This window comes from Crocosphaera chwakensis CCY0110 (assembly GCF_000169335.1).
GTDB classification, from domain to species: Bacteria; Cyanobacteriota; Cyanobacteriia; order Cyanobacteriales; family Microcystaceae; genus Crocosphaera; species Crocosphaera chwakensis.
In genome coordinates this window covers 25,709-43,883 of record NZ_AAXW01000009.1, presented here as the reverse complement: position 1 = coordinate 43,883, position 18,175 = coordinate 25,709, and the positions used below count along the sequence as shown (strand labels likewise).

Sequence of the window (18,175 nt, the reverse complement as noted above, 5' to 3'; positions counted from 1 at the left end):
AGTAGATTAAGATTTTTATAGAGTGGGGTTAGGGTTTCATCCTCTCGTACTTCCTCAATAACAGTTACTAACAGCAACGTATCTTTAAATTATATTGGTAACCTATTCCCATCCCTATGAACTCGAAAACATTTACCTGGCATCCTTTAAAGTCTTTACATCCACGTAATGAAACTTGGCGTAGTCTTTGTTCTTGGATCGGTTTATTAGCTATCGCACTCATTTTGTTGGGTTTTAACCTCGATAGTTCCCCCTTATTGGACTCAGAACGCATTATTAGCCAATTGGTTCAAGAAACTGCACAAAAGTCCTTTTTATCAGGGGATTGGCTGTTTCCTACCCTGGAAGGTCAACCCTATCATCAGCATCCCGTTTTAGGCTTATTCTTATTGACCCTATCTGGTGTTAAAGATGAAATAACCCCCGGACGTATTCGTTTCATAGGAGCCATATTTGCCTCAGTTTCTGTGCCACTATTGTACGCTGTAGCACGAGAAATTTTTGTCCTCTGGCAACCGGCTATATTGAGTGCCTTAGTTTACTTGATGCTGTTTCCCGTGGTCCGTTGGGGTCGTTTAGCCATGTTAGACGGAATTGTACTGTTTTGGTCAATTTTAACGGTATTATGTGTATTGCGATCGCGTCGTGATTTTCGTTGGTCTTTAGGGTTTGGTTTAAGTTTAAGTGGGTTATTCTTAACTCAAGGGTTAATCGGTTATTTGATCACCGTTTTATTAATTATTTTTTTGGCTTGGGATACCCCTAGACTGTTAAGTTCTATCTATTTTTGGGTGGGTGTTAGTCTGGGTGTTTTACCGGCTTTGACGTGGTACTGGATGGAATGGTTAGTGTATGGACAACCTTTTTTAAATGAAGTTTTTTTGCACTCATTAGAGAGAGGTTGGCATAACTTTTTTCGTTCTTTGACCGATTATCCTTTGGCTATCATTAAATATTCTTGGCCTTGGCTAATCTTTGCTATTTATGGTGTCAGATTAGCTTGTAAATCTCTCAATTGGGGATGGGCTAAATTAATCCTTGTTTGGGGTGGTTTTTATGGAGGAATTATCTTTATTCTTCCTCTGGATACAATGAGTTATCTTTTACCTTTTTATCCTGCTTTAGCTATGGCTAGCGGACTGATATTAAGTGAAGTTAATAATTGGCCTGATGATCGTCCTTATCCTCAATCTTGGCCACTGATTCTATTAAGCTTATCTGGAGTCATTAGTATCATTAGTCTTTGCATTTTTTTTAATTTTCCTTTTGATTTCACCTTACTATCGGATCGATTACTATTAATCTTGACGTTAATAGCGATCGCTTTTACTTGGGCTGTCACCTCTGCTTTAATTATCAGACGAAATCCTCAATTCATTACAGTTTTATTATGGGGGATGTATGTCAGTTTGCTCCTAGTCATTAGTTCACCCTATTGGACGGGTAATAATGTTTATTTCTAATAAAGAGTCTAATTATCTTAACTCTTCTACTGTTTCAACTCCTAAAGGATGAACACATTGCGCTCTCGTTCCTCCTGTTACTGCTGCAACTGTTCCTGTGCCAAGGGTAGGATCACTAGATGTTAAACCAGTAATAGTATAGTTATTGGTTTGATCAATAGAACGACAAATAACAGTAGAGAATGTTCTATCGATGGGATCATAACCAACTGCTGCTGCATAATCTCTAGTAACATTGGTATGATTATTCTTCCCCTTTGCTCCTTGTAGTCCTCCCACAGTGAGATCATTACCAGAATCAACAAATACAAGGTAATATTTTTCATTGCCTGTAGGAACTTCTAACTCTACAGCACTCTGAGCAAAAGTTCCCTTCTCAGCAACAAAAGCTTGTTGAGCGCGATTCATTACGCCCATTAAACTTCTGGCTTCTGCTTCTCGACCACGGCCAATTATCTGTAATGTTTGAGGTAAAGCGATCGCGCTTAAAACTCCCAAAATAATAATAACAACTAATAATTCAATTAAGGTAAATCCTTGATGATTTTTGTTTTGGGTTGAGATTACTCGGTAATGGCGGAAAATGTTATTCCATAGTCCTTTTGACAAGGGCTGACGGGGGGAATATTGAGGGGAGGATAAGTCAGTATGAGCTATCATAGGTCCAGGGCAAGAAAAAATCACTTTTGCTTACACTGTACCCAGATCATTTATATTTCATATCATATAAAAAGTGATCATATTTCATATCCCTATAGATTGCATTTTGTCCTCCGATGAGAATAGCAATAAAAAGGTTAATTGATAAGAACCGTTGACTTATCAGTAAACATACTTAAGTTATGTATTTTTTCTGACTGGGTGATTGGTTAAGGGCAAAATTTTGGTATCTTAAATCAGTAGATATCTAGAGCATTAATCAATTTTTTACTTAAAAGAGAGACTTTTATCTGTTGTAATTAATGTGAGCTAAACATTTAAAAAGTAAAAGTAGTGCGAATGGTTCCAATAAAATCAGTGGCGTTATCATTATCTTGGTTGGGAGCTAATAACCAAATAAAACCAGGGGTAACATAGATGTTATCGTTAACTCCATAACGATAAAACGCCTCAACATGATAGGGAATATCCACCTCAAAGGGTTGAGGGTTTCCTCCTTCAAAATGGGTCAAATAGGGTTGTGCGCCTACTACAAAACCCAGTAAATTACCCTCTTTTCCCAAGTCAGGAAAGGCAAAAGTTAAGGCGTAAGTTAAGATATTGCCATCTCCTCGACCAATTAAACGAGTATTAGTGGTGGTAAACCAACCATTTACTGTAAATGTAGGACTGGTTCGCCAAGAAAAATTAACACCATAAGCATTACTAATAGTCGGAAACTGTTCCACGCCGAACACCCCACCAAAAGGAATATCTTGTCCGGCTAAAGAGTTAGCAACAGCAGTTCCACTCACCCCTAAGCCATTATAATTAAAGCCAAACCGTCCGGGGGGTGTGTATTCATTAACATACACCCCTGCAATAGAAAAGCTTTCCGTTGCGTCCCAAGTTAACTGACTTAAAGCCCCATAACCTCCATTAAATAAGCCATTTCCTTGACGGGGGTTCCCTGCAGTTAAACCATCAGCTAAATAACCAGCAGAGAGTTTTAAGCCTTCGGTAAACTTATAATTGAACATTAAGCCTGTTCCACCACCACTGGCTGCATAAATAGGGTTACGCTGTCCAAACTCCGAAATTGAGCCTTTTCCGCTGTCAAGGTCGTCCATATAAGGGTTTAGAGTAGGTACCAAGGGATGGAAAGCAGTGATACTACCAGCAAAGTTTAGTCTTAATTTTTCGTTAACAGGAAAAGTGTATTGAAAGGACAAGAGTTTTAGCTGGTTGTTCGTATTACCTGCAAACTGAGACGATAACGTCCCTTCTGCCGTTGGTAGCGGTAATGTAATTCCTGATGGGGTAGGAACATCAATGGTAGCTAGGTTAAAACTAATATCTAAAGGGGTATTTCCTGCAAAAAAACTGGTCACTAAAAGGTCTTTTCCCGTAAAACTGGTGATAAAGTTTAAATTAGTTCGGTAGTCTAAAATTGCGTTATTTTTACGGTTATCTGTTCCATACACATCACTAGCAGAAAACACCACCGAACCGGCAAGTTTTGTCGTAGTAGAAAATTGATGATCTTCGATATATGCAGTACGGTTTTCTAAGTTACTGATTCTAGTGCCTAAAACTTGTACATCTTCTTCAAATGCTTTAGCAAGACGTTTAAAGGTTTCAATATCTTCTCGTAAGACTGCAATATTATTTTGTATTAATCGTTCTATGGTGCTTAAACAAGCATTTAACCCGGCCACAAATTCCCAACGGGTTAAAGAACGTTCTCCATAAAAGGTTAAGTTAGGATACCCTTCCATACAACTATAGCGTTCGATTAAATTTTTTAAAGCTTCATAGGCCCAGTCTCCAGGAGAAATATCTTTTAATCGATTAACTGAGTTAACCTGTCCCATCGGTTGATTACTGAAAAATTGAGGTTTGGAAGTTACTCTAGTTTGAGGAAGTTTGAAAGTTAAAGGAGATCCTCTAACGGGTTTAGGAGTAATTAATATTCCAAAGGTTAACCAAAATAGACAAAGCCCTATCAATGTCTGATATATTTGTGGGATTAAACCAGGTTGTTTCATAATTGCATTTTTCTTAACTAAAAGATGATAATATTGAGCAAATTTTAGCATTCTTATAAGGGTTTTGGGAGGCTATCCTTTAAGTAAACAGGACTTAACAAAAAACAAGAAGCTTAAAAGTAGTAATTATAAGAGATCGCAGTTTTTATTAAAAAAACAGATAATTTCTACGGGAGAAGGGATGCTATTTTTAATTAAATTTTCTAAATCGTGGCGAAGTTATTGCAATACTTTAACTAAGGTATGAGCATAGCTTAATCAATGTTGATTTGATCTGTCTCAATACTGTTTGGTTAAGGATTTTCCGTTTTTTTCCCTGTCCCTGCTCCCTTCTCCCTTGCAGTCTCAACTAGGTTTTTGAGCTTAACCGAGTAGCATTATGATGTGTCTAGGTTTATCATGGTGACAACCTTCCGTTATCTGGCAAAAAGTAGGTTATTTAATTAATTGACAGATTAGAAAAGTCTTTAATATGACTGATTTTTACTTCTTCTTTTTGATTAATTTGCCAAATTTCCCCCGTATTAACATCGAAACAAGTTAACCACCCTTTGCCACAGGCCCAAGTATCGATACAAATTTGATGGCCCATATTAACAGGACAACCATCTTTTTGTGAGGTATGACCACAAACTACTATTTTTCCTGAATAATGACCCTGACGGGGATAAAGTTTCTGCCAAAATAAGTCATGTCCTGACTGTTTATGAACGGGTAAATCTGGATCTAAATTAGCATGAACAAAGATATGATTATCGGTTTCGTACCAGTCTAAACAATGTTGTTGAACAAAAGTCCAATGAGCATCAGGAATATTGGCTAATGGATTCTTCTTATCTGTGTCACCATAGGATGCTAAGGTGGCTTTTCCCCCAACGGTTACCCAAAAATTTTCATGATTTTGATTTTGATAAGCTTCTAACATCATTAACTCATGATTTCCTTTAAGGGGAACTAATTGATGATTTTCATAAAGATAGAGTAATCTTTCTAGTACCCCTTTGGAGTCTGGACCTTTGTCCACATAGTCTCCTAATGTAATTAATTTATCTTCTGGACGCAAATGTATCGTTTCTAGGAGTTTGTCAAAAGCCTTAGCACACCCATGAATATCTCCTACGGCAAGGGTTCGCATGATGGTTTGCTCCCATTGGATTATTCATACGATTATCTATATTAAAATCTTTAGTTTAAGTTTTGGTTAAAGTCTATTCTTTGCCATCGTTCATTTAACTTTTAGCATAACATTCACTCATGCCAACTCGAACGCCATGCTGCTTCTGCTTGTGCTTGAGCGTTTTCTCGTTGAATTTTTTGATAAGCTTTGCGTATTTTCTTAATAATCTCTAATTTTTGCCGAATGTGTTGACGTTGAATACTTAATTGAGGATCAGCAAATTCAATATCCGATAATCGTAAATTGATAGCAGAAATTTTAGTTATTTGTGACTCTTGACTATCTTCTTCATCTTCCTCATTATCTGAGTCATCATTATCGTCTTTATTACTTGTTTCTATTAGTAAATTGAGAATATTGGGAGCATTGCCTGATGACATTCCCTCGTCTTCTGCTTGTAAGGCCATGTCCAGAAGTTTAGGGGGTAATTGACTGGCAATAATATTATTTTTCTGTAACTCCTGATTCACATCTTGAGACAGATCATTAATAATCATTCTTATCCCTTGTTCTACCCTTTGACACCATAAAACCAAGTCTTCAGGATTTTTAATTTCAGAAATTGAGTCATCGTCTTCTTGAGTTTGTAATTGAAATTCCTTATTGTTAATTAAGGATAGTTGTGTTAATATTTGTTCTGTTATAGTAGCTGTTGGTGTTGGTTGAGGAAAGCTAATGTAAGCCAATAACTTAGATTCAAGAGGTTTACATAATTCTCTAATATTTCCTTGTAATTTTTCTCTTTGACTATAGGATAATTGTAGAAATTCTTCAGGATAAATTTTAGTGCAGATTTGATAAGCTGCTAAGATTAATTGTTTTTTTATCGATATATTTAATGCTTCTAAATAACGTTTATAAAGTCCATTTAATTCTGTAAAAATTTCTGTTGATTTTTGTTCTAATTGTTCTATTTCTTGTCGAATTTTTTGAATAGATTTTGCCATAAGTCAACTCTTATTCATCCCATACATTCATCAAAAATATGAAAAAAGGCAAGAGTAGGAGATTTTTTCCGAACTTTTGCCTTACTATCCATAACCATTGTTAAGAGAACTTACTCTTTTTTTGCTTGTTGGATTGGATAAAGAAAATAAGTTAAGACTAATTGTTTTACTTATGCTTTTTGTCCTGTTTGAGCAGCGACTTCATCAGCAAAACTAATTTCTTGCTTTTCAATACCTTCCCCTAACACAAAGCGAGTAAAACGACGAACTTGAATATTTTCGCCCAGTTGGGCAATGGTTTGTTTAAGTAACTCTTCAACCGTCATATTAGGATCTTTAATAAAGGGTTGATCAAGCAAAGAGAGTTCTTTTTGTCGTTTATCAATACGCCCTTGAACGATCTTTTCTTTGATGTTATCGGGTTTATTGCCTAAATCATCTCGTCCCATTTCAATTTCTTTTTCTTTAGCGATGACTGCTTCAGGAATATCGCTTTGGGCGACATATTCAACATTGGGACAAGCTGCGATCTGCATAGCAACATTCTGGACCAGTTCTTTGAACTCATCTCTACGAGCAACAAAATCAGTTTCACAGTTAACTTCTACTAATACACCTATGCGGCCACCAGTATGAATATAACTATGAACCAACCCTTCAGCCGTTTGTCGGCCTGATTTTTTTTCGGCAGAGGTAATGCCCTTTTGTCGTAGCCATTCGATGGCTTTTTCGGTATCACCTTCGTTTTCTTTAAGGGCTTTTTTACAGTCCATCATCCCCGCGCCAGTTTTTTCACGGAGTTCTTTAACCAGTTTTGCTGAGATTTCGGCCATTTTGATTTTCGTGTTTACGCTAAAAACTATGTTGACATGAAAAGGGGTGAGGTGGTTAGGGAGTAATGAGAAATCATAGATTCAGTATTCCTCATCCTCATCCCTATCCTCTGATTGTAGAGTTAAGCTTACTCTTCTTCTCCCTCTCCTTCCTGAGAAGAGACGGTTTCAGTGTCTTCTTCGTCGTCTTCATCGTAGTCATCGTAGTCCCCTTCTGCGAGGCTTTCGTCAAACTCTTCATAATCATCATCGGAGTCTAATTGACCATGACGACCTTCATAAATGGCATCTGCCAATTTACCCAAAATTAATTTAATAGAGCGAATGGCATCATCATTAGCGGGAATAGGAATATCAGCGTAGTCAGGATCACAGTTAGTATCTAACAAAGAAATCATGGGAATGCCTAGTTTTTGACATTCTTGAATAGCGTTATATTCCCGACGTTGATCCACAATAACCACCACATCGGGGGGACGACGCATGGTTTTAATGCCACCGAGATATTTCTGTAGTTTTCCTAGTTCTCGACGTAATACAGAGGCTTCTTTTTTAGGACGACGGGCAATTTGTCCACTTTCTTCCATGGCCTCTAATTCTTTGAGCCGTTCCACTCTGGTTTTAATCGTTTCCCAGTTGGTGAGCATTCCCCCTAACCAGCGTTGGTTAACGTAGTTAGCTCCGCAACGAGAAGCTTCTTGAGCGATGATACCGGCTGCTTGACGTTTGGTTCCTACAAATAAGAACCGTCTACCTTTATCAGCCCCATTACGAACGTATTGATACGCATCTTCCATCAATTGGGCTGTTTGCACCAAATCGATGATATGAACCCCATTACGGGCTGTGTAGATATATTGAGACATTTTAGGGTTCCAACGACGGGTTTGATGTCCGAAGTGAACCCCTGCATTAAGCAAGTCTTCAAGGGATACGACTGGCATGATTTAATTTTTCTCCTATTTCGGGTTAATCCTCCATCCAGATGTATTTCTTTGATCGAAACACCCGAAGTTCTGAATGTGCGAGATTCTAACAACTTTACTAGGATAGCATAAAATATGTTCTCTTATTTATCTCAATTGCTATGAAAACCTCTATCAATCCTCTTCCTGGCCTGAATTCGATTCATCCTAACGATAGTTTTAGAATTAGCTTTGCCCCTCTATCTGTAGACGAAGTTTATGGGTTAGTTGATGATCCAAGCAACGGTGCGATCGCTTTGATGAGTGGGACGGTACGAAAACAAACTCAAGGAAAAGCCGTTCGATATTTAGAGTATCAAGCTTATGAACCAATGGCCATCGTCATTTTCCAGGAAATTGCCAGTAATATTCGTGACCAATGGACCGACACCAACCGAGTTGTTATTCATCATCGTATTGGTAAGTTAGAAATTGGAGAAATTAGTGTTTTAATTGCGGTCGGATGTCCTCATCGGGCTGAAGCTTTTGCTGCTTGTCGTTATGGCATTGATACTTTAAAACATAATGCTCCTATCTGGAAAAAAGAATTTTGGGCTGATGGTTCTAGTACCTGGGTTAGTATCGGTGCTTGTGAAGAAGACGAAAACTAATGTCATCAGTCAGGAACATTAGTAAACCTTTGAACGTTTACAGGACTATAGTAGACCAAAATTTTACGCAAATTTAGCCAAAGCGTATATCCTGTAAAGGTGAGTGAGTTGTGAGGAAGTGAATTAATGGTTATCTCCCTATCCCCAAATGGCAATGGTCGTTTAAATCATCAGACGACCAACTTAAGTAATAGTTTAATTACAACATTACCCTATCTGCCCAATAGCCCTTTATTTGGTACTGACGGTATTAGAGGCAAGGCAGGAGAGTTGTTAAATGCCCCTTTTGCTCTACAATTGGGTTTTTGGGCAGGACAGGTCTTAAAATCAAAAAAAACAACGACAGGCCCAATTATTATTGGTCAAGACTCCCGTAACTCCAGTGATATGTTAGCCATGGCCATGGCCGCTGGACTCACCTCAGCAGGGTTAGAAGTGTGGCAGTTAGGTTTATGTCCTACCCCCTGTGTCGCTTATTTAACTCGTCACAGTGAAGCGATCGCAGGGATTATGATTTCTGCTAGTCATAACCCTCCAGAAGACAACGGGATTAAATTTTTTAACGCTGATGGGACTAAGTTATCCTCAACCCTAGGAGAAAAAATTGAAGACGGGTTACGGGGTAATCTATTATTGTCAACAGATGAATTGTCCGCCTGGGGTAGAATTTTATATCAACCCAATTTAGTTGATACTTATTGTCAATTTTTACAAGATAGTCTACCTGCTTCTTTGAGTTGCCAAGGGATGAAAATCGTTTTAGATTTAGCTTGGGGGGCATCGGTAAATGTAGCACCAGCTATGTTTAAAGCTTTGGGTGCAGAAGTTATTTGTTTACATGAAACAGCTAACGGCGATCGCATTAATGTTAACTGTGGTTCAACTCATTTAAACTTATTACAAGCAGCAATTATAGAACATCAAGCGGATATGGGATTTGCGTTTGATGGAGATGCAGATCGGGTTATGGCTGTAGATAGTACAGGTAAGGTAATCGATGGGGATTATATTCTGTACCTCTGGGGAAAATCCCTCTTAGAGCGCGGAGAATTACCTGATAACCTCTTGATCGGTACTGTTATGGCAAATTTGGGGTTTGAGCGTGCTTGGCAAGGTTTAGGGGGTCAATTGGTGCGGACTTCAGTAGGCGATCGCTATGTTCAGTCCCAAATGTGGGAAACTGGCGCGATGCTTGGGGGTGAACAGTCAGGACACATTATCTGTCATCATTATGGGGTGTCAGGAGACGGTGTGCAAACGGCATTACAGTTGGCTGCGTTGGTGCATCAGTCTGGGGTATCCTTGGCGGAGTTGGTTAAAGATAGTTTTGATACGTATCCGCAGATTTTACGAAATGTGCGTTTAGAGGATCGAGAGAAACTTCGGTATTGGCAAGAGTGTGAACCCTTGCAACAGGCGATCGCTCAAGCAGAAGCAGGTATGGGAAACACTGGCCGGGTTTTAGTTCGTGCTTCGGGGACAGAACCTTTAATTAGAGTAATGGTAGAATCGGAATGTCCTGATGCTGCGAATCATTGGGTGAACTATTTAGTAGAAGTTGTAGAAACCTATCTTGCTACTTAATATTTGTCGGGTTTTATGATCGTAGGGATAATTGATGAATTGTCCCTACTTAAGTTATCTGGTAGTGGGAAATACTATCGACTTAGATTGACTTTCACTACTTAATAATACACTACCCACTTTATTCTGAAATTGATAAATCTTCGATAATTTCTAAAATTTTCTCTTTTACTCATATCTTGCACCTTCGATTACATGAGCTAGTTTAGGGAGGCAAGAGGCAAAAGGCAAGAGGCAATAGTATTTCATTTTGACGCTAACTTATTCACAATTGATTACCTTCTGATAATTATTAAGTTTTCTTGTACTGATGCAAGATGTCAGTTTTAGTTGGAGCAATTCATTTACAATAATTAACCAAACTTCTTCTATATCAACTTGAAGATAATCGTGTATTAAAACATCTCTAAGTCCCGCTATTTTTCTCTATTCTACATCAGGATAAGCTTCCTTTAATTCAGTTTCTAAACGTTGCGATCGCTTGTTAATATTCAAATCTATAATATCGTCGTCAAATTAAATCTAAAGCAATTGATAAAGCTTGATTTAATTGCTTAATTGTCTCAGATTTGAGGGTTCCTCTCAGACGTAAAAAACGGGTTTTTGATAATACTCTAACTTGATCTGCCATAGCGATAGAATCATTCGTTAACCCTCCTTCTCCTGCTCTAATTAATACTTGCGTCGGATAAACTCGCTTATTGTCTGGATAGGTTGTGCAAGGAACAGCTAACACCACCGGACTATAGGCATTAATCCCATCGCGACTGACGATAATGACGGGACGAGTTCCTCCTTGTTCAGAACCTTCGATGGGTTCGAGACGAGCATCATAAATTTGTCCTCGTTACATTAAGATTGTTCCCCTATCTCCCAAGCTTCCCAACTTCCTCCAGCAAATTCGGCTTCCATTTGCACTACTTGGGATTGGTACTCAGGATCTTGAGTCATTTCTGCTAATAGACTATCAATTTCTTCTCTTTTTAGCTGTTCTAATTCTTTCTGTAGGGCTAATGCAATGAAATCATTGCGATTTTTAGCTTTACCTTCTTTGACTCTTATATCAGTTTCTTCTAGTAAACTTTTAGGCAAAGTTACTGTGGTACGAATTAGAGATTTTTCCATCATTTTTGATGTCTATTTTGATGTCGTAACTAACATTGATTTTAACATATAAGAATATATTATAATAGTAAAAGCATCTTGTTTTCTTGAGGATTAAGTTATGAGTGTGAAAATTATAGATGAACAATTGGACAATATTAATCTTTCGGATGAAGTTCGAGATAAAGCTTTAAAAAAGGCTAGGGAAGGGTACATAATGACATTGTTAGAATTTGGAGAAATTACCAGTGGACGAGCAGCGAAAATATTAGGGGTTTCTCGTTTAGAAGTTATTAGTATGATGAATAAATGGGGTATTTCTCTTTTTGATGATTCTCAAGATTTGGAAGAATTACAGCAAGAAGTAGAACAAGCAGAATATATCCTAAATCAACAAAAGGCTTAAATGATTATTGTTGCAGATACTACACCAATTAGTGAATTAACTAAAGTGGATTATCTTGATTTGTTACCTCAACTGTTTGGTGAAGTTATAATTTCAGAAGGTGTTTTTAATGAATTAAAAGTAGGTCAACATCCAGCAGCAGAAATAATCTTAGATTTACCGTGGTTGAAAGTTTTATCTATTAATAATTACCAAAAAGTTAAAGCATTGCAAGAAAAATATAATTTAGCCTGCATTATTCATGAGAGAATTGCGAAAAAGCCTGAAAGCCTTATGCCATCAGGAATATGGAGATTTGACCCCAATAACAGTCTGTGATTTTTATCTATTACTAATTATCGACTATTTAACTATCAAAAATAAGAGGTAAAAGTCGTTTACAAAAAGTTCATTTTAGCCTATAATAAATAAAGAAATAAAGGTTATATCAATCAATCAATAATTAATGAAAGAGTCTTCAGAAAAACTCCCCTTTAATTTTAAGACGAAGAAAACATTGGAGGTAAAGTTTTCAGGACTAGACCTAAGTTTGGATGCGGGATTATTGCTAATTAAGCAAGCAGAAGACAATCTGAAAGTTGGCCAAGGAATCTCAAATTGCTTGGAAGATAATAGAGAACAACATAAAGTCAAACATTCACTGTTTCAGTTAGTAAGTCAAAGAATCTATCAAATAGCAGCAGGATATGAAGATACCAATGATAGTAATTACTTACGACATGATCCAATTTTCAAAATTATTTGTGATAAAGTCCCCGAAATGGGAGCAGAATTATTAGCTAGTCAACCGACAATGAGTCGACTAGAAAATGGAATAACTAAACAAGAAATTAAAAGGATACGTCGTTTTTTTGTCGATAAATTTCTTCAAAATCATCTCTCAAACCCAGAACAAATAGTATTAGATATAGATGGATTTGATGCTTACACTCATGGACATCAACAGTTAAGCTTATTTCATGGTTATTATGGACATCAAATTTACTTTCCTGTATTAGTTAATGAAGCCAAAAGTGGTTATCCTTTAATTTTACACTTAAGACCAGGAAATTCTCACGCAGGAAAAGGAGTTTTAGGATTACTAAGATGGTTATTTTGGCGTTTAAGAAAAGCTTGGCCTGATGTCAAAATAATCTTACGAGGCGATGGAGGGTTTTCTTTACCTGAAATTATTAATCTGTGCGAACAAAAAAATGTAAAATATGTTTTTGGTTTTAGTAGTAATGCTGTTTTAAAACGGAAAATAAATTATCTTCTTGACTTAGCCAGATTACAGTATTTTCGGACTAAAGAGAAGGCTCGTTTGTTCGATGATGTATATTATGCTGCAAAAAGTTGGAAAAAACCTCGTCGACTTATTATGAAAGCAGAATGGTTAGAAAAAGGAGCAAATCCTCGATTTTTAGTAACTAATTTGGAGGCAGATGCACAAGAAATTTATGATAATTTTTATGTTCAAAGAGGAGCTACTTCTGAACATCGAATCAAGGAATTGAAACTAGGAATTAATGCAGATCGTCTCAGTTGCCATAAATTTATTGTTAATCAATTTCGCTTATTTTTATGCCAAGCAGCTTATATTTTAATGCTTGAACTTCGGGCTTCTGCGGAAGGGACACGATTGGGGAAGGCTCAAGTTTCTCGTTTGAGGGAAACCATCATAAAAATAGCTGCCAAAGTGACTGTTTCTGTTAGAAGAACTTTAGTAGAATTAGCTGCTCATTGTCCTTTTCGTGAGGAAATACTCTGCATAATACAACGATTATCTTCGGGTAAACAATTGATTTTTTCCTAACATTCATCTCTCATAGGATTGGTGTATCCATCTAACGTTAAATTAGTCTTTTTTCTGTTCTTCCATTAATTTTCTGTGATTGAATTACGCCAATTCACTACTTTTTAAGAATCTATTTAATAAAAAATCGCTTTTGATGCTAATTTCTTATGTTTTTGGTTTTGTTTTTTCTTCATGAATAATGCAGGTTAGATTTAGGAGAATCAGAAGCGATTGTTTTAGCTGAAGAAATTGGGGCGCAACAGTTATTAATTGATGAAAAACTAGCTCGGCGAGTAGCTAAGCAAAAACAATTACCTTTAATCGGGACAATGGGTATTCTCTTGTTAGCAAAGCGTCGAGGTTTAGTAAATAATGTTAAGGATGTTTTAGATAAAATGCAGGGACAAGGTACGAGAATTTCAAATCGACTTTATCTACAGGTTTTAACGTTAGCTGATGAATAAATAATAATAATAACAGCTAATAAATGCAACCATCTCCAATTAAAGCGATCGCCTGTTGATAAACTTGTTCGGTTTCTAGACATTGAAGATAGAGGGAAATAGCTTCTTGGTAGCGTTGTTCAATTAGAGCTTGTTGTGCTTCGGTTTCTAAGGAAGTTAACTGTATAGAAATTTTTACAGATACCATTACAGGTTAAACGGGGTTTTTACTGAATAGATAGGGGTTTTCCGATGAATAGAGTCCATATCAAAATATAAGTTTTCTATATAAATTCTTGAGGGATTTTCGCAAAAACACTTATTCATTTCCTTGAAAACCCCTACGGATATTCATATAGTACCCGTATTTCTCCCGAAACATATCACTCAAGGAATTCAGTAGTGTCAATCACTTGAGCTAACGGTGACATAATTCGATTTATTTCGGCTGGTTGTACTGCAATTCCAAGAGAAGAATTGTCAGAAATACCGAGATAACCAACTTATAATAATCTTCGATATGAGTTAATATGCGTTAATAATACTGTTTTGGGACAAAAATTATGGCAACACTTAATTTAAACCATATCCCTGATGATATGATGAGCCAAATTCAACAGTTAGCACAACAGAACAATCAATCTGTTGACGCACAAGCGGTTTTTCTATTAAAACAAGCTTTACAAGCTCAAAATATTATCCTGAATTCTCAGAAAGAAAACGAAAAAAACATTGACCCTGAAAATGATCCTATTTGGGATTTGGGAAAACATCCGGTAGAAGATACGATAACAGATGCGTCTGTCAATCTTGATGATTATCTTTATCACTCACTATGACGACGAGGCTTTTTTTAGATGTTAGTTATCTCATCGCTCTAGAACTAACCAATGATCAAAATCATCAAATCACATTACGTCATTGGCAAACTTTAGATAAAAAGAAAATTCTCTTAGTGACAACTTCTTATATCTTTGATGAGGTAGTGACTTTTTTTAATAGTCGTTCTTTGCATCAGAAAGCTGTTGAAGTTGGTCAAAAATTACTCACCAGTAATAGGATTAAATTGATTCATGTTGATGAGGATTTATTCTTTCAAGGATGGGATGTTTTTGAAAAATATGAGGATAAATCTTATTCATTAACTGACTGTATCTCATTTGTGGTCATGCACAAACTAGACATTAATGAGGTTTTGACTTTTGATAACCATTTTAGACAAGCTGGATTTCAAAAATTACCTAATTAGTGGTGAGATGTTGTTCAGCGTTATGGTAGAGAGTCCGCCACGTCGCTGTTGCTCCTCGCGGTTTCGGCTTCAGGGTTTTTTAGTTATCATTAATACTTACGTTAACATTCAGATTAAGCAAAAGTTGCGATCGCTTGATAATCCTTCGCTATTTACTGATAAAAATCTTCTAAAGCTTGAGAAGCTACTTGATCATTAAATAGTGTTTATTCATAACTAATAAACTTCATCATGATTTCCCATCGTTTCTAAAAGAATTGCCTGTTTTTGCTCGTACTCAACAAATTTAAAGATAATTCTTAAATTATAGCTCACGCTACAGGCATAAGAATCTTTCAGATCGCCTTTGAGTTTATGACTTCTTAATCTAGGATGAAACGGATCTTCACTGAGTAATTCTAGAGTTTTTTGCAAGTTTTTAGTTAACTCAGGTTGCTTTTTTACAGTTTTTTGGGCTTTTCTAATAAAGGGACTTGAGCGTAGTAACACAAAACTCACGAAAGCATATCCTCTATGATTTGTTCAGGAGTAGCTGGTTTACATTTACCGTGAGAAAATTCTTGTTGCGCTTCGTGGACATCTCTAACCAACTCGGCTCTTTTTTGCTCTCGGATACGATTTTGTAAGAGATGAATTAGATTTTCTTGATCTTCAAGGGTTAGTTGATCAACTGCTTCTACAATGTCTGAAAAGGTTGTTTTTGCCATCATTTTACTTGGTGGGTACACTTTACTATTATTTATCTAAAATTATACAATTAGGAATAATGCTGGGTTTCGTTTCTTCAAAAAATTTTCCCAAAAAAACACCCCCCAAAAAACAATAAAAACAGGTGGCATCTGTAACGAACCACCTGAGATTATGATTAGATTATGTTAGTGTTAGCACAGCCTAGTCCTACTTAACTTCTTCGGTGTTAGCTGTATCACAAGTAGCAATTGCGTTGTCAATAGTGGTTGCACCTGTGTCTCCGTTAACACCTGCAACGGTACCATCAATAACCTTATTGTTGGTAGCATTAACTGCTGTACCAGTATGGATAACGTACTTAGCAGCAGATACGGTTGCAGAGTTATTAGCACGACAAACAACGGTGGAAAATACACGGTTGAGGGGATCGTAGGTGATACCAGCAGCGTAGTCGCGGGTTCCATTCTGGCCATTAGCAACAGCACCGATATCCGTTACGGCACCAGTAGCGTCTCTGTTAATTCCTGTAGCTCCCATAAAACCGTTGTTGGCAACAGGAGTAGCAGCACTAGCTGCCGCATCTAAAAAGATACCATAGAATTTTTCGTTACCGACGGGTACTTCTAATTCAGCCATGCTACCAGCAAAACGTCCTCTTTCAGCGAAAGCAGTTTGCTGAGCGCGACTCATTGCTCCTAGGGTACTCTTAGCTTCAGATTCACGAGCTTTACCAACTTGTCCTAGGAGGTTAGGAAGAGCGATAGCTGCTAATACACCGATAATAATAACTACAACTAATAATTCGATTAAGGTGAAACCTTTGTTTCCTTTTTTGTTAGCGAGGGTTTTGATTAAGTTAGCTTTAAAAGTGCTATTCATTGGTTTAATGTTCCTTTTTGGTAGAGGTTAATGTTTTTTCGCTTCTAGAAGGAACATACCCACCTGGATCAAAAAACATATCACTTGACTCAAAAATTTTTTAAATTTTTTTTTCGAGGAGGCTGAAAGGTCTGTTTTAGAGGCGTTTAGACTCAGAAGAGACTGTAAAATGTTTTCACCCGTTTGTCATTTGTAACTTAAAAACTCGTCAACGGTGATTCCTGCTTGTCCAATTAAACTTCTGAGTAAACCAGGAGCTAATGCTTGATTATTGTGGACTGATAAAATTGATTTTTCTGCTTTTATGGCTAGTAGGTTTGAAGCTCGTCTATACTCCTGCCTGCTGCCTCCTGCCGTCTGCCTCAAAGCAGTAACTTAAGATACCTTGAGATCCCGTGAAAAGTAAGGAGTGTGGGGTGTGGAGATTATCTACTTACTTCTATTGGGAATCTTTGCTTGTCTTAGAAACATTAATATCCCATTGCGTTTCTGCTAAGATTAGTAAACTCATGACCATAATGATGGCTGTGGCTAAAAATTGCCAACCCATGACATGGGGTAAGATTAAAATGCCTAACAAATGTCCTAATCCTACTAATAATAAAGCACGGGAATTTAAGCCTAACCCTGTTACCGTATACCCCAGACTGCATAACCCTAACCACAAGTGAGATAGGTTGGTGAGAATCATACCCCATCCCAAAAAAATACCGCAGTCAGTCAGGATAATACCCCCTCCCATTAAAATAACCCAAGTGTATAAAATCCAATTAAGTTGTCGTTGCTTCACCCAAAAATGAGTCAGGATCATCATAGCTAAGGTTCCAGCTATGGTTAAAATTGACCAAGCGATCGCCTGAGTCGTCCAGCTAATGGGAGAAAATTGAGCCGTTAAAAAGATAGCAGCTACAATCAGCCCCCAGATCAGGCAAACTTGATCTAAACAGCTATATAGGCCAGAATATATGGTTTTCCCTGCTATTTTTAGATAAAGACTGACTAAAGATTGATATTCTTGACAATAGAGATCCCTTTGCTTTCGTCTTAAAATAGGTTTCGTTTGATGTAATAAATTCATTAAAAATGGACTAATATAAATATTAAATTTTAAATTTAACTTATTTTTATTAAAGTTTACAATAATATATCTTTTTTTTCAACTTTATGGTAAGGGCGTAAGTTTATCCCTGCTTATTAAAAAAATATTATAAATTTTAAATATTTATGATTCCTGTGGTACGAAACATGACGAAAATTAAGAAAGACGATGGTTATGATGAATCGATAACAAAAAAGTAGAGCATGGAATTTGGTTGAGAGATAAAAATAAAATAATCTAATTTAAGATAAAAAAGAATCA

General features: G+C 36.8%; 23 protein-coding genes. 9 read left to right on the top strand and 14 right to left on the bottom strand.

Features of this window, described 5'->3' with window-relative positions:
• Nucleotides 1-116 precede the first annotated feature (116 nt).
• On the top strand, nucleotides 117-1,463 hold the full coding sequence (locus tag CY0110_RS07735; protein ID WP_008274829.1) for an ArnT family glycosyltransferase: 1,347 nt from the start codon (nucleotides 117-119) through the stop codon (nucleotides 1,461-1,463).
• A gap of 12 nt (nucleotides 1,464-1,475) precedes the next feature.
• On the opposite strand, the gene CY0110_RS27910 is transcribed toward CY0110_RS07735, so the two are convergent.
• From CY0110_RS27910 to rpsB, 6 genes are all read right to left on the bottom strand, one after another.
• On the bottom strand, nucleotides 1,476-2,123 hold the full coding sequence (locus CY0110_RS27910; protein ID WP_157464554.1) for a type IV pilin-like G/H family protein: 648 nt from the start codon (nucleotides 2,121-2,123) through the stop codon (nucleotides 1,476-1,478).
• A gap of 317 nt (nucleotides 2,124-2,440) precedes the next feature.
• Nucleotides 2,441-4,150, bottom strand: coding sequence for an iron uptake porin (locus tag CY0110_RS07725; RefSeq protein WP_157464553.1), 1,710 nt, complete (start codon nucleotides 4,148-4,150; stop codon nucleotides 2,441-2,443).
• Nucleotides 4,151-4,589: 439 nt separating this feature from the next.
• Complete coding sequence (locus CY0110_RS07720) at nucleotides 4,590-5,285, bottom strand: metallophosphoesterase family protein (RefSeq protein WP_008274825.1); 696 nt, start codon at nucleotides 5,283-5,285, stop codon at nucleotides 4,590-4,592.
• Between the two features lie 113 nt (nucleotides 5,286-5,398).
• Entirely contained in the window at nucleotides 5,399-6,274 is an 876-nt protein-coding gene (locus tag CY0110_RS07715; RefSeq protein WP_008274824.1) for a hypothetical protein, read from the bottom strand.
• 170 nt (nucleotides 6,275-6,444) lie between these two features.
• Complete coding sequence (gene tsf, locus CY0110_RS07710; RefSeq protein WP_008274823.1) at nucleotides 6,445-7,107, bottom strand: translation elongation factor Ts; 663 nt, start codon at nucleotides 7,105-7,107, stop codon at nucleotides 6,445-6,447.
• A gap of 128 nt (nucleotides 7,108-7,235) precedes the next feature.
• Nucleotides 7,236-8,051, bottom strand: coding sequence for a 30S ribosomal protein S2 (gene rpsB / locus CY0110_RS07705; protein WP_008274822.1), 816 nt, complete (start codon nucleotides 8,049-8,051; stop codon nucleotides 7,236-7,238).
• 143 nt (nucleotides 8,052-8,194) lie between these two features.
• Here rpsB and CY0110_RS07700 point away from each other — a divergent pair, with 143 nt between their 5' ends.
• Entirely contained in the window at nucleotides 8,195-8,683 is a 489-nt protein-coding gene (locus CY0110_RS07700) for a molybdenum cofactor biosynthesis protein MoaE (protein WP_008274821.1), read from the top strand.
• Between the two features lie 126 nt (nucleotides 8,684-8,809).
• The gene (glmM, locus tag CY0110_RS07695) at nucleotides 8,810-10,267 is read left to right on the top strand and encodes a phosphoglucosamine mutase (RefSeq protein ID WP_008274820.1); all 1,458 of its coding nucleotides are present in this window, start codon (nucleotides 8,810-8,812) and stop codon (nucleotides 10,265-10,267) included.
• A 261-nt stretch (nucleotides 10,268-10,528) separates the two neighbouring features.
• Here the strand turns inward: glmM and CY0110_RS31625 are convergent, their stop codons facing one another.
• The 3 genes from CY0110_RS31625 to CY0110_RS07685 form a co-directional block, all read right to left on the bottom strand.
• The gene (locus tag CY0110_RS31625) at nucleotides 10,529-10,687 is read right to left on the bottom strand and encodes a HepT-like ribonuclease domain-containing protein (RefSeq protein ID WP_083794062.1); all 159 of its coding nucleotides are present in this window, start codon (nucleotides 10,685-10,687) and stop codon (nucleotides 10,529-10,531) included.
• Nucleotides 10,688-10,778: 91 nt separating this feature from the next.
• The gene (locus tag CY0110_RS07690) at nucleotides 10,779-11,105 is read right to left on the bottom strand and encodes a type II toxin-antitoxin system PemK/MazF family toxin (protein ID WP_269719935.1); all 327 of its coding nucleotides are present in this window, start codon (nucleotides 11,103-11,105) and stop codon (nucleotides 10,779-10,781) included.
• A gap of 14 nt (nucleotides 11,106-11,119) precedes the next feature.
• On the bottom strand, nucleotides 11,120-11,395 hold the full coding sequence (locus tag CY0110_RS07685) for a ribbon-helix-helix domain-containing protein (RefSeq protein ID WP_083794060.1): 276 nt from the start codon (nucleotides 11,393-11,395) through the stop codon (nucleotides 11,120-11,122).
• A 97-nt stretch (nucleotides 11,396-11,492) separates the two neighbouring features.
• On the opposite strand from CY0110_RS07685, the gene CY0110_RS07680 reads away from it, so the two are divergent.
• From CY0110_RS07680 to CY0110_RS30365, 4 genes are all read left to right on the top strand, one after another.
• Nucleotides 11,493-11,777 carry a UPF0175 family protein gene (locus tag CY0110_RS07680; RefSeq protein WP_008274817.1) on the top strand — a complete coding sequence of 95 codons (285 nt, stop codon included), beginning with the start codon at nucleotides 11,493-11,495 and terminating at the stop codon, nucleotides 11,775-11,777.
• Complete coding sequence (locus tag CY0110_RS07675) at nucleotides 11,778-12,095, top strand: hypothetical protein (RefSeq protein ID WP_008274816.1); 318 nt, start codon at nucleotides 11,778-11,780, stop codon at nucleotides 12,093-12,095.
• Nucleotides 12,096-12,222: 127 nt separating this feature from the next.
• A complete protein-coding gene (locus CY0110_RS07670; RefSeq protein WP_008273672.1) occupies nucleotides 12,223-13,572 on the top strand; it encodes an IS1380-like element ISCysp11 family transposase in 1,350 nt (449 codons plus the stop codon).
• Between the two features lie 311 nt (nucleotides 13,573-13,883).
• The gene (locus tag CY0110_RS30365) at nucleotides 13,884-14,018 is read left to right on the top strand and encodes a DUF3368 domain-containing protein (protein WP_008274815.1); all 135 of its coding nucleotides are present in this window, start codon (nucleotides 13,884-13,886) and stop codon (nucleotides 14,016-14,018) included.
• A 16-nt stretch (nucleotides 14,019-14,034) separates the two neighbouring features.
• On the opposite strand, the gene CY0110_RS29890 is transcribed toward CY0110_RS30365, so the two are convergent.
• A complete protein-coding gene (locus CY0110_RS29890) occupies nucleotides 14,035-14,205 on the bottom strand; it encodes a hypothetical protein (RefSeq protein WP_008274814.1) in 171 nt (56 codons plus the stop codon).
• Nucleotides 14,206-14,560: 355 nt separating this feature from the next.
• Between CY0110_RS29890 and CY0110_RS07660 the strand changes: the two genes are divergently transcribed.
• The gene (locus CY0110_RS07660; RefSeq protein ID WP_008274813.1) at nucleotides 14,561-14,836 is read left to right on the top strand and encodes a hypothetical protein; all 276 of its coding nucleotides are present in this window, start codon (nucleotides 14,561-14,563) and stop codon (nucleotides 14,834-14,836) included.
• The gene (locus CY0110_RS07655) at nucleotides 14,833-15,246 is read left to right on the top strand and encodes a type II toxin-antitoxin system VapC family toxin (protein ID WP_008274812.1); all 414 of its coding nucleotides are present in this window, start codon (nucleotides 14,833-14,835) and stop codon (nucleotides 15,244-15,246) included. Before CY0110_RS07660 ends, CY0110_RS07655 begins: the two co-directional genes overlap by 4 nt.
• 216 nt (nucleotides 15,247-15,462) lie before the next feature.
• Here the strand turns inward: CY0110_RS07655 and CY0110_RS07650 are convergent, their stop codons facing one another.
• The 4 genes from CY0110_RS07650 to CY0110_RS07635 form a co-directional block, all read right to left on the bottom strand.
• On the bottom strand, nucleotides 15,463-15,744 hold the full coding sequence (locus tag CY0110_RS07650; RefSeq protein ID WP_008274811.1) for a type II toxin-antitoxin system RelE/ParE family toxin: 282 nt from the start codon (nucleotides 15,742-15,744) through the stop codon (nucleotides 15,463-15,465).
• The gene (locus tag CY0110_RS07645; RefSeq protein ID WP_035798833.1) at nucleotides 15,741-15,956 is read right to left on the bottom strand and encodes a hypothetical protein; all 216 of its coding nucleotides are present in this window, start codon (nucleotides 15,954-15,956) and stop codon (nucleotides 15,741-15,743) included. The genes CY0110_RS07650 and CY0110_RS07645 overlap by 4 nt, the downstream gene beginning before the upstream one ends.
• Before the next feature lie 187 nt (nucleotides 15,957-16,143).
• Complete coding sequence (locus tag CY0110_RS07640) at nucleotides 16,144-16,815, bottom strand: type IV pilin protein (protein ID WP_008274809.1); 672 nt, start codon at nucleotides 16,813-16,815, stop codon at nucleotides 16,144-16,146.
• Between the two features lie 439 nt (nucleotides 16,816-17,254).
• On the bottom strand, nucleotides 17,255-17,893 hold the full coding sequence (locus CY0110_RS07635; RefSeq protein WP_008274808.1) for a hypothetical protein: 639 nt from the start codon (nucleotides 17,891-17,893) through the stop codon (nucleotides 17,255-17,257).
• Between the last annotated feature and the right edge of the window lie 282 nt (nucleotides 17,894-18,175).

Excerpts from the sequence above, each read along its gene's own strand:
- CY0110_RS27910 (WP_157464554.1), bottom strand. The coding sequence starts at position 2,123 with ATGATAGCTCATACTGACTTATCCTCCCCTCAATATTCCCCCCGTCAG.
- CY0110_RS07640 (WP_008274809.1), bottom strand. The coding sequence starts at position 16,815 with ATGAATAGCACTTTTAAAGCTAACTTAATCAAAACCCTCGCTAACAAA.
- CY0110_RS07670 (WP_008273672.1), top strand. The coding sequence starts at position 12,223 with ATGAAAGAGTCTTCAGAAAAACTCCCCTTTAATTTTAAGACGAAGAAA.
- CY0110_RS07660 (WP_008274813.1), top strand. The coding sequence starts at position 14,561 with ATGGCAACACTTAATTTAAACCATATCCCTGATGATATGATGAGCCAA.
- CY0110_RS07675 (WP_008274816.1), top strand. The coding sequence starts at position 11,778 with ATGATTATTGTTGCAGATACTACACCAATTAGTGAATTAACTAAAGTG.
- CY0110_RS07655 (WP_008274812.1), top strand. The coding sequence starts at position 14,833 with ATGACGACGAGGCTTTTTTTAGATGTTAGTTATCTCATCGCTCTAGAA.
- CY0110_RS07720 (WP_008274825.1), bottom strand. The coding sequence starts at position 5,285 with ATGCGAACCCTTGCCGTAGGAGATATTCATGGGTGTGCTAAGGCTTTT.
- CY0110_RS30365 (WP_008274815.1), top strand. The coding sequence starts at position 13,884 with ATGGGTATTCTCTTGTTAGCAAAGCGTCGAGGTTTAGTAAATAATGTT.
- tsf (WP_008274823.1), bottom strand. The coding sequence starts at position 7,107 with ATGGCCGAAATCTCAGCAAAACTGGTTAAAGAACTCCGTGAAAAAACT.
- glmM (WP_008274820.1), top strand. The coding sequence starts at position 8,810 with ATGGTTATCTCCCTATCCCCAAATGGCAATGGTCGTTTAAATCATCAG.
- CY0110_RS07725 (WP_157464553.1), bottom strand. The coding sequence starts at position 4,150 with ATGAAACAACCTGGTTTAATCCCACAAATATATCAGACATTGATAGGG.
- CY0110_RS07715 (WP_008274824.1), bottom strand. The coding sequence starts at position 6,274 with ATGGCAAAATCTATTCAAAAAATTCGACAAGAAATAGAACAATTAGAA.
- CY0110_RS29890 (WP_008274814.1), bottom strand. The coding sequence starts at position 14,205 with ATGGTATCTGTAAAAATTTCTATACAGTTAACTTCCTTAGAAACCGAA.
- rpsB (WP_008274822.1), bottom strand. The coding sequence starts at position 8,051 with ATGCCAGTCGTATCCCTTGAAGACTTGCTTAATGCAGGGGTTCACTTC.
- CY0110_RS07700 (WP_008274821.1), top strand. The coding sequence starts at position 8,195 with ATGAAAACCTCTATCAATCCTCTTCCTGGCCTGAATTCGATTCATCCT.
- CY0110_RS07645 (WP_035798833.1), bottom strand. The coding sequence starts at position 15,956 with ATGATGGCAAAAACAACCTTTTCAGACATTGTAGAAGCAGTTGATCAA.
- CY0110_RS07680 (WP_008274817.1), top strand. The coding sequence starts at position 11,493 with ATGAGTGTGAAAATTATAGATGAACAATTGGACAATATTAATCTTTCG.
- CY0110_RS07685 (WP_083794060.1), bottom strand. The coding sequence starts at position 11,395 with ATGATGGAAAAATCTCTAATTCGTACCACAGTAACTTTGCCTAAAAGT.
- CY0110_RS07635 (WP_008274808.1), bottom strand. The coding sequence starts at position 17,893 with ATGAATTTATTACATCAAACGAAACCTATTTTAAGACGAAAGCAAAGG.
- CY0110_RS07735 (WP_008274829.1), top strand. The coding sequence starts at position 117 with ATGAACTCGAAAACATTTACCTGGCATCCTTTAAAGTCTTTACATCCA.